At 69.5% G+C, this 16,164-nt stretch carries 13 protein-coding genes; 4 read left to right on the top strand and 9 right to left on the bottom strand.

The genetic code is table 11. The features are described 5' to 3' along the window. Window positions 1–100: 100 nt before the first annotated feature. Genes Talka_RS04395 through Talka_RS04385 form a run of 3 tightly spaced genes read left to right on the top strand, consistent with a single transcriptional unit; the run spans window position 101 to window position 3,150 of the window. The gene (locus tag Talka_RS04395; protein ID WP_246100571.1) at window positions 101–1,579 is read left to right on the top strand and encodes a 3-hydroxyacyl-CoA dehydrogenase; all 1,479 of its coding nucleotides are present in this window, start codon (window positions 101–103) and stop codon (window positions 1,577–1,579) included. Between the two features lie 3 nt (window positions 1,580–1,582). Continuing rightward, a complete protein-coding gene (locus Talka_RS04390) occupies window positions 1,583–2,362 on the top strand; it encodes an oxepin-CoA hydrolase, alternative type (RefSeq protein ID WP_143889899.1) in 780 nt (259 codons plus the stop codon). A gap of 38 nt (window positions 2,363–2,400) precedes the next feature. After that, on the top strand, window positions 2,401–3,150 hold the full coding sequence (locus tag Talka_RS04385; RefSeq protein ID WP_143889898.1) for a Crp/Fnr family transcriptional regulator: 750 nt from the start codon (window positions 2,401–2,403) through the stop codon (window positions 3,148–3,150). An 87-nt stretch (window positions 3,151–3,237) separates the two neighbouring features. On the opposite strand, the gene Talka_RS04380 is transcribed toward Talka_RS04385, so the two are convergent. The 7 genes from Talka_RS04380 to Talka_RS04350 form a co-directional block, all read right to left on the bottom strand. Further along, window positions 3,238–5,676: a GspE/PulE family protein gene (locus Talka_RS04380; RefSeq protein WP_143889897.1), complete on the bottom strand. Its 2,439-nt coding sequence runs from the start codon at window positions 5,674–5,676 to the stop codon at window positions 3,238–3,240. A 50-nt stretch (window positions 5,677–5,726) separates the two neighbouring features. After that, window positions 5,727–5,948, bottom strand: a complete 222-nt coding sequence (locus tag Talka_RS04375) for a DUF2788 domain-containing protein (RefSeq protein WP_143889896.1) — start codon at window positions 5,946–5,948, stop codon at window positions 5,727–5,729. After that, entirely contained in the window at window positions 5,948–6,742 is a 795-nt protein-coding gene (locus Talka_RS04370; RefSeq protein WP_143889895.1) for a DUF2189 domain-containing protein, read from the bottom strand. The genes Talka_RS04375 and Talka_RS04370 overlap by 1 nt, the downstream gene beginning before the upstream one ends. A gap of 95 nt (window positions 6,743–6,837) precedes the next feature. Then, the gene (locus tag Talka_RS04365) at window positions 6,838–8,514 is read right to left on the bottom strand and encodes an ABC transporter ATP-binding protein (RefSeq protein ID WP_143889894.1); all 1,677 of its coding nucleotides are present in this window, start codon (window positions 8,512–8,514) and stop codon (window positions 6,838–6,840) included. 4 nt (window positions 8,515–8,518) lie between these two features. Beyond that, entirely contained in the window at window positions 8,519–9,568 is a 1,050-nt protein-coding gene (locus Talka_RS04360; RefSeq protein WP_143889893.1) for an ABC transporter permease, read from the bottom strand. Continuing rightward, the gene (locus Talka_RS04355) at window positions 9,552–10,577 is read right to left on the bottom strand and encodes a microcin C ABC transporter permease YejB (RefSeq protein ID WP_143889892.1); all 1,026 of its coding nucleotides are present in this window, start codon (window positions 10,575–10,577) and stop codon (window positions 9,552–9,554) included. Before Talka_RS04355 ends, Talka_RS04360 begins: the two co-directional genes overlap by 17 nt. 16 nt (window positions 10,578–10,593) lie before the next feature. Beyond that, on the bottom strand, window positions 10,594–12,549 hold the full coding sequence (locus tag Talka_RS04350) for an extracellular solute-binding protein (RefSeq protein WP_143889891.1): 1,956 nt from the start codon (window positions 12,547–12,549) through the stop codon (window positions 10,594–10,596). Between the two features lie 46 nt (window positions 12,550–12,595). Here Talka_RS04350 and fabI point away from each other — a divergent pair, with 46 nt between their 5' ends. Then, window positions 12,596–13,399 (top strand): enoyl-ACP reductase FabI, encoded by an 804-nt coding sequence (gene fabI, locus Talka_RS04345; RefSeq protein WP_143889890.1) that lies wholly within the window; start codon window positions 12,596–12,598, stop codon window positions 13,397–13,399. A gap of 112 nt (window positions 13,400–13,511) precedes the next feature. Here fabI and Talka_RS04340 read toward each other — a convergent pair whose 3' ends face one another. Together Talka_RS04340 and lpdA are read right to left on the bottom strand one after the other, a co-directional pair. Beyond that, the gene (locus tag Talka_RS04340) at window positions 13,512–14,138 is read right to left on the bottom strand and encodes a c-type cytochrome (protein ID WP_185970058.1); all 627 of its coding nucleotides are present in this window, start codon (window positions 14,136–14,138) and stop codon (window positions 13,512–13,514) included. A gap of 163 nt (window positions 14,139–14,301) precedes the next feature. Next, the gene (gene lpdA / locus Talka_RS04335) at window positions 14,302–16,155 is read right to left on the bottom strand and encodes a dihydrolipoyl dehydrogenase (RefSeq protein WP_143889888.1); all 1,854 of its coding nucleotides are present in this window, start codon (window positions 16,153–16,155) and stop codon (window positions 14,302–14,304) included. Between the last annotated feature and the right edge of the window lie 9 nt (window positions 16,156–16,164).

Genomic DNA, 16,164 nt, shown 5'->3' with positions numbered 1-16,164 from the left:
TCGATTTTGTCATATTCATGGGGTTGAACCGGGATTGCCCATGTCGGATGCAACGGCCTGTCTCACTTTCCGCAACATTGGCTTGGTTGGCGCGGGCGCCATGGGCCGCGGCATCGCGCAGATCGCTGCGCAGGCCGGCTGTGTGGTGCATCTGCTGGACGCACGGCCCGAAGCGGTGCAGGCCGCGCTTGCGGCACTGCGCGAGACCTGGGACAAGCTGGTGGCCAAGGGCCGCATGACCGCAGATGAGGCCGCCGCGTGCCTGCAGCGGCTGGCACCGGCGGCGGGCGTGGAGGCGCTGGCGGGCTGCGACCTCGTCATCGAGGCCATCGTCGAGCGGCTGGACGCCAAGCAGGCGCTGTTTGCCCAGCTCGAAGACATCGTCGGCCAGGACGCGGTGCTGGCCACCAACACCTCGTCGCTGTCGGTGACGGCGATCGGCAGCCGGCTGCGCGCCCCGCAGCGTCTGGCGGGCTTTCACTTCTTCAACCCGGTGCCGTTGATGAAGGTGGTCGAGGTGGTGTCGGGGCTGAAGACCGACCCCGGCGTCACCCAGCGGCTGGCCGCCTTCGCGCGCGAGCTGGGCCACACGCCGGTGATGGCGCAGGACACGCCGGGCTTCATCGTCAACCACGCCGGGCGCGGCTACATCACCGAGGCGCTGCGCATCGCCGGCGAGCGCGTGGCCGACTTCGCCACCATCGACCGCATCCTGAAAGACCAGGTGGGCTTTCGCCTGGGGCCGTTCGAGCTGCTGGATCTGACGGCGCTGGACGTCTCGCAGCCGGTGATGGAGTCGATCTATCACCAATATTACGAGGAGCCGCGCTTTCGCCCAAGCGTGATCGCGGCGCAGCGGCTGGCCGGCGGCGTGGTTGGGCGCAAGGTCGGCGAGGGCTTCTACCGCTACGTCGATGGGCAGGCGCAGGTGCCGCCGGAGCCGCCTGTGCCGGTGGTGGGGGCGTTGCCGCCCGTTTGGGTCGCGCCCAGCGCCTGCCGTCGGGAGGCGTTGCTGCAACTGCTGCACGGGCTCGGCGCGACGATCGAGACCGCCGCCCAGCCGTCGGAGCAGGCGCTGATCGTGGTGGCGCCGCTGGGCGACGACGTCACCACCGTGGCGGCGCAGGAGCAGCTCGACCCTGGCCGCACCGTCGGCCTCGACATGCTGCTGCCCGATGGTGCCGTCAAGCGCCGCGTGCTGGCCACCAATCCCGCCACGCGCCCCGAGATGCGCGCTGCGGCGCAGGCGCTGCTCGCGCGCGACGGCAAGCCGGTCAGCGTCATCCGCGACAGCGGCGGCTTCGTCACCCAACGCACGCTGGCCACCATCGTCAACATCGCCGCCGACATCTGCCAGCAAGGCATTTGCACCCCGACCGACCTGGAAACCGCCGTTACCCTGGGCTTGGGCTACCCGCAGGGGCCGCTGGCCATGGGTGATGCCATGGGGCCGGATCGGTTGCTGACGGTATTGACGCGCCTGCAGGCGCTCTACGGCGACCCGCGCTACCGGCCTTCGCCGTGGTTGCGCCGTCGCGCCCAGCTCGGTCTGAGCCTGCTGCACGCTGAAGAGGGCTAGGCCATGCCTGCGACCCTGCAAACCCGCTTGGAAAGCGGCACCCTGGTGCTGACGATCCACAACCCCGAGCAGCGCAACGCGCTGGCGCCGGAAATCTACGTCGCGGGCCTCGAGGCGCTGATCGCCGCCGAGCGCAACGCCGAGGTGCGCAGCGTCATCCTCACCGGCGCTGGCGGCACCTTCTGCGCCGGCGGCAACCTGCAGCGGCTGCTGGCCAACCGGCAGCAGCCGCCCGAGGTGCAGGCCGACAGCATCGAGGCGCTGCACAGCTGGATCGAGGCGATCCGCAGCTTTCCCAAGCCCGTCATCGCCGCGGTGGAAGGCGCCTGCGCCGGGGCGGGGTTTTCGCTCGCGCTGGCGTGCGACCTGCTGGTGGCGGCGCGCGACGCGGTGTTCGTGATGGCCTACGTCAACGTCGGGCTTTCGCCCGACGGCGGCGCCACCTGGAGCCTGCTGCGCCAGCTGCCGCGCGCCACCGCGCTGCAGCTGCTGATGTTAGGCGAGCGCATCGGCGCCGAACGGCTGCACCAGCTGGGCCTCGTCACCGCGGTCAGCGCCGCGGGCGCGGCGCTGACGGACGCGCTGGCGCTGGCCGAACGCCTCAACGCCAAGGCCCCCAACGCGCTGGCCAGCATCAAGGCGCTGGCCAACGACGCGCTGGAGCACGGCCTGGCGCGCCAGCTGCGCGACGAGCGCGACCACTTCGTGCGCAACCTGCACCACCCCAACGCCGGCGAAGGCATCCAGGCTTTTTTGGACAAGCGCGCGCCGCGCTACCGCTGAACCTTGCGCCGACCCCGTGTCCCCTAGGAGACGACCGCATGACCATTCAGTCGCTCGCACGACAGCCGCTTGAGGAACCGATGCTGACCATGGAAGAGCGCGAGGCCATCAACCATGGCCGCTGGTTTTCCAGTCTTTCTCCCTCGCTGCGGCACGACATTTTGCGATGCGCCTACGTCAAACGCTACCAAGACGGCGAGCTGATCTGCGCGCGCGGCGATCCGCCCTCCTTCTGGAGCGCGGTGGCCAAAGGCGCGGTGCGGGTCAGCTCCACCACCCTCAGCGGCAAGCAAATCACGCTGACCTACGTGGAGCCGGGAGTGTGGTTCGGCGACGTGGCGATGTTCGATGGCGACGCCCGCACGCACGACGCCTATGCCCACGGAGCGACGACCTTGCTGTGCGTGGCGCGCAGCGACTTTCGCAAAATCCTCGACCAGCATGTCGAGCTCTACGAAGCGCTGCTGCGCTTGCAAGCGCGGCGCATGCGCACGCTGTTTGGTTTGGTGGAAGACCTCAACACCCTGCCGCTGCGCGCGCGGCTGGCCAAGCAGCTGCTGCACCTGTGCCGCTCCTACGGCGTGCCGTGCCTGGCCAACGGGCAAGAGACGCGCATCGGGCTGCAGCTGGCGCAGGAAGAGCTGGCGCAGCTGCTGGGCGCCTCGCGCCAACGCGTCAACCAAGAGCTCAAAACGATGGAGCGCGAAGGCGCCATCCGCATCGAGCCGGGCGGTATCGTGGTGCGCGACCGTACCGCGCTGATGCGCATCGTCGAAGCCGAGCCCTGAGGCGGCCGCGCACGTCGGAGGGGGAAACGCCGGCCATCCGCGGCTGCTGAGCAGGCAGCATCTGGACAGCTCGCGGCTGAGCCAACCTCAAAGGTTGCTGTTGGCCCGCACCTCCGCCAGGGTGGTCAGGCCCATCAGCGCCTTTTCGATGCCGTCCTGGCGCAAGGTGCGCAGGCCCTGCCGCACCGCCTCGTCGCGCAACCGCGCCGGCGGCTCGCGCCGCACGATCAACGGGTGGAGGTCGGGGTGCGCGAACAGCAGCTCGTGGATCGCCAGCCGCCCGCGATATCCGGTCTGCCCGCACTCAGCGCAGCCCTGCGGCTGGGGCAGCCAGAGCTGTCCTTCACGGGCAAAGCGCTCAAGCCAGACCGCGTGGAGCTGCGCTGCATCGCGCCAAGGGTGGTCAGCCGGCAGCTGGGTTTGGTATTCCAGCATCAGCTCGCGCAAGGTCTCGCCCTGCAGCGGCTCGTGGCGCACGCACGCCGGGCACACCTTGCGCACCAGCCGCTGCGCCAAGACCCCCTGCAGCGAATCGGCAAACGAAAACGGATCCACCCCCAGCTCGTGCAGGCGCGTGACCGTCTCCGCCGCCGAGTTGGTGTGCAAGGTGGACAGCACGAAGTGCCCCGTCAGCGACGCCTCGATGGCCATCTCCGCCGTTTCGGCATCCCGGATTTCGCCGACCATGATGACATCCGGGTCGGCTCGCAACATCGCCCGCAAGGCATTGGCAAACGTCCAGCCAATCTTGGGGTTGACCTGGATCTGGCGCAGCCCGCGCTGCGTGATTTCCACCGGGTCTTCTGCCGTCCAAATCTTGCGGTCGGGCGTGTTGATGTGCCGCAGCGCCGCGTGCAATGTCGTGGTCTTGCCCGACCCGGTGGGGCCCACGCACAAAAACAGCCCATAAGGTCGTTCCAGGATCTCCACCAGACGGCGCAGATTGTCCGGCGACAGCTGCAATTTATCCAGCGGCATCGGCTCGGCCGCCGACAGCATGCGCATCACCACATCTTCCATGCCGTTGACGGTGGGAATGGTGGCCACGCGCAGCTCGATCGGCAGCCCGCCAAAGCGCTTGAAATCGATTTTTCCGTCTTGCGGCTTTCGTCGCTCTGCAATGTCCAAGTCGCACATCACCTTGATGCGCGCCACCAAAGCATTGCGAAACGCAGCGGGTAGCTCCAGATAAGGGCGCAAATGACCGTCAACCCGAAAACGAATTTGAATTTTTTCGTTGCCGGGATAGGGCTCGATGTGAATGTCGGAGGCGCCTTGGTGAAACGCCTCCACGATCATCGTGTTGATCAGGCGCACCAGCGTGTTGTCGGCGGTGGTCGCAGCGGCGTCGGCCGCGCCGGGCTCGGGATCCGGCAGCTCGGCAGCGGACTCGCCCGCCAGCCGCTGCGCCAGTTGCTGCGCGCTGGCATCCGGCGGCAGCGCCGCGCTGTCGCGCGCGCTGACATCCAACGCCTCGGCTGCCGCGTCGGCCAGGCCGTGAAGGTGATAGAGCTCGCCGATGCGGGCTTGCAGCTCGGTGGCGGCACTGACCACCGGGATGACCTTGCACTGCGCGGCGAATTCCAGCTCATCAATGGCACGAAACTGCAGCGGGTCGGGCATGGCCACGACCAGCGCGCCGTCCAGCAGCGTCAGCGGCAGCACGCGCAGCCGCAGCGCCAAGGCCATCGGCACGCGCTGCAACGCTTCGGGATCGACCGGGTATTGACGCACATCGACGAACGGATAGCCCATCTTGCGCGCCAACGCGACCTGCAAGTCTGCCGGCTGGATCAGACCCATCTCGATCAGCGTCTGGCCCAGCGGCGCGCCGGTGCTTTTTTGCCGCTGCAGCGCCGCCTCGAGCTGAGGCGGGGTGATCTTGCCCAAGCCCAGCAGCGCTTCGCCGATCGGCACCGGTCGCAGCGTGGCTTGCCGCTGCAGCGCCTCGCGCAGTTGTTCCGGGGTCTCCACCGTTATCCACGCAGGCGACGCGGAAGATGCCGCGCCGGCTTGCGGCTCCCCGCTTCCGCCCTCGTCGTCCTGCCAAACCGTGGCGCTGAACTCCTCATCGGCGCGCAGCGCCTCGTCCACCCGCTGCACGTGGTGGTGCGCGATCGCGCTATGGGGAATGAACACGCGTGGCGGATCGTCAGCCGCGGCGACCTTGGGAAAAATCCATAGCCCGTCAGCACCCGAGCGACAGTCGTAACAACGACCGCTGTAAATCGCCCCGTCACGCAAATGCACCACGAACGTCAGCAACGCTGCGTCGCCGGTCGCCGCGGGCGCCCAAGCAGCCGTCAACCAGCGCAGCCGCTTGACCTGCACAAAACGCAGCGCCAGCGCTTTGGATTGACCCCATGGCAGCACTTTGATGCCCTGCCCGGGTTGAAAATCAACCAAATACCCTTGCAGCACCCGCTCGTTCCATCCCTCCACCGCCACAGTCTGCGAGCGGTCGCCCACCGGGTAGGTTTCGTCGTGATGCAGTCCCGGGATCGTGAAATGGCTGCCTGTGCTCATGTTGGCGGTTCCTGCTTGCAATCGGTGCGCTTCGCTTGACCGTGAGCGTCTCAGATTCCAATGATCCATTGAATGACGTTTTTGGCGATGTAGCCCAGCATGCCCAGCGCCAGCACCAAAAAGAGCACGAACGTGCCAAATTTGCCAGCTTTGGATTCCCGCGCCAGATTCAACACGATAAACAGCATGTAAAGAATAAAGGCCCCAACGCCAAAGGTGAGGCCAAACTGCGCGATTTGCGCCTCCGAAAATCCAAACAGCGAACCTTCCATCATGCCCTCGGCGCGCGCTCGGGCGCAATCAGCCCAGCGCGCTCAAAGTCCCGGTAGGCGTGCCAGCTGGCGTAGGCCAGCACCGGCACCACCACCACCAGCCCCACCATGGCCAGCGCCATGCCCAGCCCCACCAACAGGGCAATGCACACCGCCCAGGCCGCCATGACACCCGGGCGCGCCCCGACTGCGCGCCAACTTTCGCCGACCGCGCGCCACAGCGGCGTGGGTGTATCCACCAGCATCGGCAACGCCATCACGCTGGAGGCAAACACCGGCGCAGCCAGCCAAGCCCCCAGCAAGATCCACACTTCAAACAAACCTAAACCCGGCGCCAGCATGACGTGGCGCACAAAATCCGCGGGCCGCTCGATCGGCACGGGCGCCCCAAGCGTGATCAGCGCCGCCGAGGTCAGCACCCACCCAGTGCCGGCCAGCGCCAGCAACACGCCAAAAATCAGCAGTCGACGATCCCCCGAAGTCCACAGCGCCATCACTTCCTGGCAGCACGCCTTTTGCCCCTGCTCTTGATGCCAGCTCACCGCATACAAGCCCGAGGCCAAAATGGGCGCGATCAGCAAGAAGCCCGAAAACGCCCCTGCCAGCAGCCAGAAGTGGTCGCGCAGCGCCAGCAGCAAAATCAGCCCGAACAACGCCATCAAGCCGCCGTGCAGCACGCCGGGCAACGGGTTGGTGCGGTAGTCACGCCAGCCGCGCGCCAGCCAGCGCAGCGGCGCGCGCGCATCGATCGGCTGCGGCTGCGAAGCCTCAGGCGCCACGGTTTCAGGGTTCATGGCAGCGGTCTCCTCTTTTTAGGCTCTGGGTTCAACGCCAACTTGGGCGGCTGCGCCCGATGAGGGTGTGGCACAACAGCGAGATTGGATCACATTCAAACCGACCCGGCGTTGGCGCAACCTTCAGTTGAGCCCAGCGCCCACCCGCCGCTGCCAGCCACCAGCGCACGGGTCAGGGGATGTTGCGGTGCGGCCAAGACCTGCTCGGCAACGCCGCTTTCCACCACTTGGCCGCGCTGCAGCACCAGCACCTCGTGTGCCAATGCCGCCACCACCGCCACATCGTGGGTGATCAGGAGGTACGCCAGGCCGCGCTGGCGCTGCAGCCGCCGCAGCAGCTGCAGCACCTGCTGCTGCACGGTCACGTCCAGCGCGCTGGTCGGCTCGTCCAGCACCAGCACGCGCGGCTCGACGATCAGCGCGCGCGCCAGCGCGATGCGCTGGCGCTGCCCGCCGGAAAACGCGTGCGGGTAGCGCTGCAGCCAGGCGACCAGCTCCTCGGGGCCGGCCTGCGGCGGCAGCAGCCCGACGTCGCGCAGCGCCTGCACCACGCGCGCCCGCCGCGCGGCTGCATCCAGCTGCGGCGCGTGCACGCGCAGCCCCTCCTCGACGATCTGCTCCAGCGTCAGCCGCGGCGACAGGGACGAGAACGGGTCCTGGAACACCACCTGGATCTGGCGCCGCAGCGCGCGGTCGCGCGCGTCGCCGCGCCACGGCTGGCCAGCGACCTCGATGCGGCCCTGCGCCGGCTGCAGGCCGAGCGCCGCCAGCGCCAGCGTCGTCTTGCCGCTGCCGGATTCCCCCAGCACCGCCAGCGTCCGCCCGGCGCGCAGCGTCGCCGTCACGCCCTGCAGCGCCTCGAAGCGGCCGCGCCGGAACCACCCGCGCAACCCCGGCAGCGGCACCGGATAGGTCACGCGCACGTCGTGCAGCGCCAGCACCGGTTCGTCCTCCGGCCCCGGCGGGCACAGCTCGGCCACGTCGCGCACCGGGCGGCTGGCCAGCAGCCGCTGCGTGTAGGGGTGGCGCGGCGCGGCGAAGACCTCAGCCACCGTGCCGTCCTCCACCACCGTGCCGTCCTGCATCACGGCCACGCGGTCGGCGAAACGCCGCACCAGCGGCAGGTCGTGCGTGATCAGCAGCACCGCCAGGCCCAGGCGGCGCTGCAGCTCGCCGAGCAGCTCCAGCACCTGCACGCGCAGGCTCGCGTCCAGCGCGGTGGTCGGCTCATCGGCCACCAGCAGGCGCGGCTGCAGGGCCAGCGCCATCGCGATCATCGCGCGCTGGCGCTGCCCGCCGCTCAGCTGATGCGGATACTGGCGCGCGCGGCGCGCCGGCTCGTCGATGCCGACCTGCGCCAGCGCCGCCTCGGCCTGCGCCCACGCCTGGCCCTTCGGCAGCCCGCGCTTGGCGCGCAGCACCTCGGCGATCTGCTCGCCGACCGGATAGAGCGCGTTGAGCGCCGTCATCGGCTCCTGGAAGATGTAGGCCACCGCGTCGCCGCGCAGCGCGCGCAGCCGTCGCTGCGGGGCGGTCAGCAGCTCCTCGCCGTCCAGCCGCACCGAGCCCTGCAGCCGTGCGTCTGGCAGCAGCCGCAGCAGCGACAGCGCCGTCACGGTCTTGCCACTGCCGGATTCGCCCACCAGCGCCACCTTCTCGCCGGCGCGCACCCGCAGCGACACGCCGCGCACCACCTCCTGCGCACCGAAGGCCACGCGCAGGTCGCGCACATCCAGCAGCGGCGTCGGCTCGTTGGGCGTCGTGGTCGTCATCGCCTCAGTCCTGCTTGCGCGGGTCGAGCGCGTCGCGCAGCGCATCGCCCATGAAGGTCAGCAGCGTCAGCGTCAGCACCAGCACGCCGAAGGTGGACAGCGAGATCCACCACGCGTCGATGTTGGCCTTGCCCTGCGCCAGCAGCTCGCCCAGGCTGGGCGTGCCCGGCGGCACCCCCAGCCCGAGGAAGTCCAGCGACGTCAGCGCCAGGATCGCCGCGCTCATGCGAAACGGCAGGAACGTCACCACGGGCGTCAGGCTGTTGGGCAGGATGTGGCGCCAGATGATCGCCGCGTGCGACAGCCCCAGGGCCCGCGCCGCGCGCACGTAGTCGAGCTGGCGGTTGCGCAGGAACTCCGCACGCACGTAGTCGGCCAGCCCCATCCAGCCAAAGAGGCTCAGCAGCACCAGCAGCAGCGCCACGCTGGGCGCGAAGATCGCGCTGAAGATGATCAGCAGGTACAGCTCCGGCATCGACGACCAGATCTCGATCAGCCGCTGTAGCGTCAGGTCGATGCGCCCGCCGAAGTAGCCCTGCACCGCGCCGGCCAGCACCCCCAGCACGACGCCGATGAAGGTGAGCGCCAGCGCGAACAGGACGCTCAAGCGAAAGCCGTAGATCAGCTGCGCCAGCAGGTCGCGCCCGCGGTCGTCGGTGCCGAGCAGGTTGGCGCGGCTGGGCGGCGCCGGGTGCGGGCCCGGCGCCCAGTAGTTCAGCGCCTTGGGGCCGTAGGGGTTCGGCGGGTACAGCGCCCAGTTGCCAGCGCTCGTCAGGCGCTGGCGCACGTAGGGGTCGAGGTAGTCGGTCGGCGTCTCGAAGTCGCCGCCGAACGTGATCTCGGGGTAGTCGCGCCACAGCGGCCAGTACCACTGCCCCTCGTAGCGCACCACCAGCGGCCGGTCGTTGGAGATCAGCTCCGCCGCCAGGCTCAGCAGCACCAGCGCCGCGAACACCAGCAGGCTCGCAAAACCCAGCCGGTTGCGCCGGAAGCGCCGCCACGCGCGCCGGGCGGGACTCAGCGTGGCGGTCGTGGCCTCAGTCGAACTTGACACGCGGATCCACCCACACGTAGCACAGGTCGCTGATCAGCTTGGTCACCAGCCCGATCAGCGTGAACAGATAGAGGGTGCCCAGCACCACCGGATAGTCGCGCCGGATCACGCTCTCGTAGCTCAGCAGCCCCAGCCCGTCGAGCGAGAACAGCGTCTCGATCAGCAGGCTGCCGGTGAAGAACGCGCCGACGAACGCCGCCGGAAAGCCGGTCACGATCGGGATCAGCGCGTTGCGCAGCACGTGCTTCCACAGGATCGTGCGCTCGTGCAGCCCCTTGGCGCGCGCCACCAGCACGTACTGCTTGCGGATCTCCTCCAGCACGGCGTTCTTGGTCAGCATCGTCGTGACGGCAAAGCTGCCCAGCACCATCGCCAGCACCGGCAGCGTGATGTGCCAGAGGTAATCGACGATGCGCGCCGGCCACGACAGCTCGGCCCAGTGGTCGCTGACCAGCCCGCGCAGCGGAAACCATTGCAGCTGCCCGCCGAAAATCACCAGCAGCGCCACCCCGAGCACGAAGCCCGGGATCGCGTAGGCCACCAGCACCAGGATTGAGGTCACGAGGTCGAAGCGGCTGCCGGCGCGCACCGCCTTGGCGATGCCCAGCGGCACCGCCACCGCGTAGCTGATCACGAACGTCCACAGCCCCAGGCTCATCGACACCGGCAGCTTCTCCCAGATCAGCTGCGCCACCGGCTTGTTCTGAAAGAAGCTCTGCCCGAGGTCGAAGCGCGCGAACTGCACCAGCATCTGCCCGAAGCGCTCGTGCGCCGGCTTGTCGAAGCCGTAGAGCGCCTTGATCTCCTCCAGCCGCTTCGGATCGACGCCCTGCCCGCCGCGGTAGAAGCCCGCCCCTTCCGAGCCGTGACCGAGACCTGCGCGCGCCTCGGCCAGGTACTGCTCCACCGGCCCGCCCGGCACGAACTGGATGACGACGAACGTCACCAGCAGCACGCCCAGCAGCGTCGGCGCCATCAGCAGCAGGCGCTTGAGGATGTAGGCCCACATCGGCGTATCCCCTTGCTCAACGGGCCGGCCCCGGCGGCTGGCGCGCCCACCAGGTCTCGATCGCCCAGCCCTCGCCGCTGGCATACGGCGGCATCTGCGGCGGATGCGCCAGCCGCCAGGCGTTGTAGGCCATGCGGTGCGTCGGCGCCGACCACTGCGGGATCAGCACCTGCAGGTGCGCCACCACGCGGTCCAGCGCCCGGCACGCGGCGAGGAACTCCTCCTCGCGCTCGGCGCGCACCATGCGCGCGATCAGGTCGTCCACCGCCGGGTTGGCCAGCCCCGTGAAGTTGCCGGAATCGGGCGTGCGCGCCGCCTCGCTGCCGAACAGGTCGGCATACTCCGCGCCGGGGCTGTGCGTGCCGCCGAACGCGAGGCTGACGATGTCGAAGTCGAAGGTACGCAAGCGCTGTTGATACAACGCAAAATCCACCGTGCGAAAACGCAGCTCGATGCCCAACCGGGCCAGGTTGTGCGCCCACGGCGTGACGACGCGCGCGCCGGCCTCGTTGCTGTCCAGATACTCCAGCACCAGCGGCTCCCCCCTGGCGTTGCGCAGCGCGCCGTCGCGGTAGATCCAGCCCGCCTGGCGCAGCAGCGCCTGCGCCTGACGCAGGTTGGCGCGCAGCCGCTCGGGCGTGCCGGCCACCGGCGGCTCCCACATCGGCCCAAACACCTCCGGCGGCAGCTGCGCGCGCCACGGCTCCAGCAGCCGGCGCTGCGCCGCGTCCGGCTCGCCCTGCGCGGCGCAGGCGGTGTTGCCGAACAGCCCGCGCACGCGCTCGTAGCTGCCGTAGAACAGCCGCTCGTTCATCCACTCGAAGTCCAGCGCCAGCGCCAGCGCCTGGCGCACGCGCCGGTCATCCAGCGGCGGCCGGCGCGTATTGAGCACGTAGCTCTGAAAGCCCGTCGGCAGCCGGTGGCGGAACTCGGCCTTGACCAGCTCGCCCGTGTCGAAGCGCCGCCCCTTGACACGCCGCGCCCAGTCGCCGGCGGAAAAGAAGCGCATCAGGTCGAACTCGCCGGCCTTGAGCGCCTCCAGCCGCGCGGTGTTGTCCTTGTAGATCTTGACGGTGATGCGGTCGAAGTTGAACGTGCCGCGCCGCACCGGCAAGTCGCGCGCCCAGTAGTCGGGATCGCGCACGTAGGTGATGTCCTTGCCGAACTTGACCGGCCCGATACGGTACGGCCCGCTGCCGATCGGCGCCTCCATCACCACCTCGTTGAACGGCTTGCGCCGCCCGGTGGCCTGATCCACGCCCCAGTCACGGCTGAAGATCGGGATGCCGCCCACCGTCAGCGGCAGCTCGCGGTTGGGGCGCTTGAAGCGAAAGCGCACCGTACGCGCATCCAGCACGTCCACGCCGTCCAGGTCGGCCAGGATCGTCTTGTACACCGGCGAGGTGTGCGGGCCGAGCAGCGTCTCGAAGGTGTGGCGCACGTCCTCCGCCAGCACCGGCTTGCCGTGGTGGAAGCGCGCCTCGCGCCGCAGGCGGAAGGTGGCGCTCAGGCGATCCGGCGCCACCTGCACGTCCTCCGCCAGCAGGCCGTAGGCGGCGCCGACCTCGTCGGCCGCGCCAACCAGCAGGCTGTCAAACAGCAAGTCCGACAGGTAAGCCGGCGCGCTGCCGCGCAGCGTGAACGGGTTGTATTTGTCAAAAGTCGAAGTGCGCAGGTTGCTGACCAGCCGCAGCTCGCCGCCCTTGGGCGCATCCGGGTTGACGTAGTCGAAGTGCGCAAAGCCCGGCGGGTACTTCAGGCGCCCCCACAGCGCGTAGCCGTGCGCGGCCCAGGCCCAACTGGCCCCCGCGAGGGTCAACACAGCCAGCCCTCCCCTGGTGGCACAGCCCAGGGCGACCTTGAGTCGGCGTAGGGCGGCTGCCGTCACCTGAAGCGACGCATCGCGGCGCTCTCCAGGGCGCCAGGCACGGGAAGCGCGTCGAAGGCTCAGCAAGCAGGGCCCGTCATGCATGCGACAATTCTGCAGGATTTTTTCCGCACCACGAGGAGCACGAGCCATGGGTTTTCTGGCCGGCAAACGGCTGCTGATCACCGGGGTTTTGTCCAATCGCTCGATTGCCTACGGCATCGCGCGCGCCTGCCGCGCCCAGGGGGCGGAACTGGCCTTCAGCTACGTCGGGCAGCGCTTCAAGGATCGCATCACCGAGTTCGCCGCCGAGTTCGGCTCCAGCCTCGTGTTCGAGTGCGACGTCTCGGACGACGCCAACATCGAGCGCCTGTTCAAGGAACTGTCGGCGCACTGGCCCACGTTCGACGGCTTCGTGCACAGCATCGGCTACGCGCCGCGCGAGGCCATCGCCGGAGATTTCCTCGATGGCTTGTCGCGCGACGCTTACCGCACCGCGCACGAAATCAGCGCCTACAGCTTCCCGGCCATGGCCAAAGCAGCGCTGCCTTATTTGAACGACCATGCCGCGCTGCTGACGCTGACCTACCTCGGCAGCGTGCGCATGGTGCCGGCCTACAACACGATGGGGCTGGCCAAGGCCAGCCTGGAGGCCAGCGTGCGCTACCTGGCTGAGTCGCTCGGCAGCCGGCGGCGGGGTTGGCGCGTCAACGCCATCTCAGCGGGGCCGATCAAGACGCTGGCCGCCAGCGGCATCAAGGGCTTCAGCAAAATCCTCAGCGTGGTGGAGCAGCACGCCCCGATCCGGCGCAACGTCACCATCGACGACGTCGGCCATACGGCGGCGTTTTTGCTCAGCGACCTGGCCGCTGGCATCAGCGCCGAAGTCATTTACGTGGATGGGGGGTTCAGCCAAGTCATGGGCGGCATCGTCTCGGACACGACCGAGGCGTGACCGCTGGCGCGCGGGTAGCCAGCAGTCTGGGCGCGCTCGCTGATGCCAAGCGCCCGCCGGGCGATGCGCGTGGCCCCATATCCACGAATCGGGCCAGCGCAACCGCCCGCCTTTACTTCAGGTTGCCAAGATACGCCGCCACGGCCTCCAATTCCAGGTCGTTGAGGCGGTGCGCCATCACCCTCATGATCGCGGAGTCGCGGTTGCCGCTGCGCTCCTTGAACGCTTGCACCTGGCGGATAATGTACTGCGGGTGCTGCCCGGCCAGCCGCGGCAGCTCGGTGGTGCCGGCGGCCCCCGGCCCGTGGCAGGTGGCGCACGGCGGCAGGCCGGTGTGGCGGTTGCCGCGCTCATACACGTAGCGGCCAACGGCCAGCAGCAGCTCGTCGCCGCTGGGGGTGTGGCCCGGCTTCTGGCGCGCGTAGTATTCGGCCACCGCCTCGATGTCGCTGGCGCTCAGGCCCTTGACCTTCTCGCTCATCGCGATGTCCTTGCGCTCGCCGCGCGCGAACGCGTGCAGCTGCTGCGCCAGATACTGCGCGTTCTGGCCCGCCAGGCGCGGAAAGTTCGGCGCCACGCTCTGCCCGCAGGGGCCGTGGCAGACCGCGCAGCGGTCGCGCGCGATGACCTCGCCGACCACCAGCGGATTGGTCGATTGGGCCTGCGCGCCCCACGCCGCGATGCCGATGCCCAGCGCCGCGATCGTGCGGCGCAGCGCCGTCTGCCAAGCCTTGCTCATGATGGGGTCCTCCGGGTTGGATGCACGGGGCCGCCGACGGCCCTCGTGCACCATCCTAGGGAAACCCCGCAGGCCGACCTTGACGCGCGTCAACGTCGCTTCATCGGCATGCCACGATGCCCGGATGCGCGCCGGCCCACACCGGAGGCTGGCGCGCATCCCGTCAGCGCCGCGGCGGCGGCAGGTCGGTGCAGCTGCCGTGCGCGGCCTCCGCCGCCAGCCCGATCGTCTCGCCCAGCGTCGGGTGCGGATGGATGGTGCGGCCGATGTCCACCGCGTCGGCCCCCATCTCGATGGCCAGCGCCACCTCGCCGATCATGTCGCCGGCGTGCACGCCGACGATGCCGCCGCCGACGATGCGCCCGCTGGCCTCCTCGAACAGCAGCTTGGTGAAGCCCTCGTCGCGCCGGTTGGCGATCGCGCGGCCCGAGGCCGACCACGGGAACAGCCCCTTGTGCACGGCGATGCCCTGCGCGCGAGCCTGCTCCTCGGTCAGCCCCACCCAGGCGATCTCGGGGTCGGTGTAGGCCACGCTCGGGATCACGCGGGCGTCGAACGCCGCGCGCGCCAGCTTCTCGTCGCCGAGCAGCTCGCCGGCGCAGACCTCGGCCGCGACGTGCCCTTCGTGCACCGCCTTGTGCGCCAGCATCGGCTGGCCGACCAGATCGCCGATCGCGAACAGGTGCGGCACCGCGGTGCGCATCTGCCGATCCACGCGGATGAAGCCGCGCTCATCGACCGGCAGACCTGCGGCCTCGGCACCGATCGAGCGGCCATTCGGCACCCGCCCCACCGCCTGCAGCACGAGGTCATACACGCCCTCACCCCGCGCGCCGTCGGCGCCCTCGAACGTCACGCGGATGCCGTCGGCGGTCGCCTCCGCAGCCACCGTGCGCGTGCGCAGCCGGATGGCGTCGAAGCGGTGCGCGTTGACCTTCTGCCAGACCTTGACGAGGTCGCGGTCGGCGCCGGGCATCAAGCCGTCGGCCATCTCGACCACCTCCAGCCGCGCCCCGAGCGTCGAATAGACGGTGGCCATCTCCAGCCCGATGATGCCGCCGCCGATCACCAGCATGCGCTGCGGCACGCGCGCCAGCTCCAGCGCGCCGGTGGAATCCACGATGCGCTCGTCCTGCGGCAGGAACGGCAGCCGCACCGGCTGCGAGCCGGCGGCCAGGATGGCGCGCCGGAACGCCACCACCTGCTGGCGCCCGGTGCGCTCCTTTCCAAGGCCGGTGGTCTCCTCCACCGCCAGGTGGTGCGGCCCGACGAGCCGCCCCACCCCGCGCAGCACGGTGACCTTGCGCATCTTGGCCATGGACGCCAGGCCCGCGGTCAGCTTGCCGATGACGGCTTGCTTGTGCGCGCGCAGCCGCTCCACGTCGATCTGCGGCGCACCGAACGTCACGCCGATGTCGGCCAGGTGGCGTGCCTCGTCGATCACCGCCGCCACGTGCAGCAGCGCCTTGCTCGGGATGCAGCCGACGTTGAGGCACACCCCGCCCAGCGTGCCGTAGCGCTCCACCAGCACGACCTTGAGGCCCAGGTCGGCGGCGCGGAAGGCCGCCGAATAGCCGCCCGGCCCGCCGCCCAGCACCACCACGTCGCACTCGTGATCCACCGCGCCGCGCCACGCGGCGGCGGGGGCTGGGGCTGGGGCGGCTGCCGCACTGCCGTGACCGCCCGCCGCTGGCACCGTCGGGGCCTGCGTACCCTCGACGGGCGGCGTGGCCGCCGGGGCTGGCACCGGGCTGGCCGGCGCGGCGGCGGCCGCGTCCTCGGCCACCTCCAGCAGCGCGATCACCGAGCCTTCCGACACCTTGTCGCCAAGCTTGACCTTGAGCTCCCGGATGACGCCCGCGTGGCTCGACGGGATCTCCATCGACGCCTTGTCGCTCTCCACCGTGATCAGCGACTGCTCCGCCTGCACCCGATCCCCCGGCTGCACCAGCAGCTCGATCACCGCCACGTCCTTGAAGTCGCCGATGTCGGGCACCTTCAGTTCGATCGTTGCCATGCGCGCGGC

Origin of the sequence: Tepidimonas alkaliphilus (assembly GCF_007556595.1) — a bacterium.
In the GTDB taxonomy this organism is placed as follows: Bacteria; Pseudomonadota; Gammaproteobacteria; order Burkholderiales; family Burkholderiaceae_C; genus Tepidimonas; species Tepidimonas alkaliphila.
This window is presented reverse-complemented; position numbering and strand designations above follow the sequence as displayed.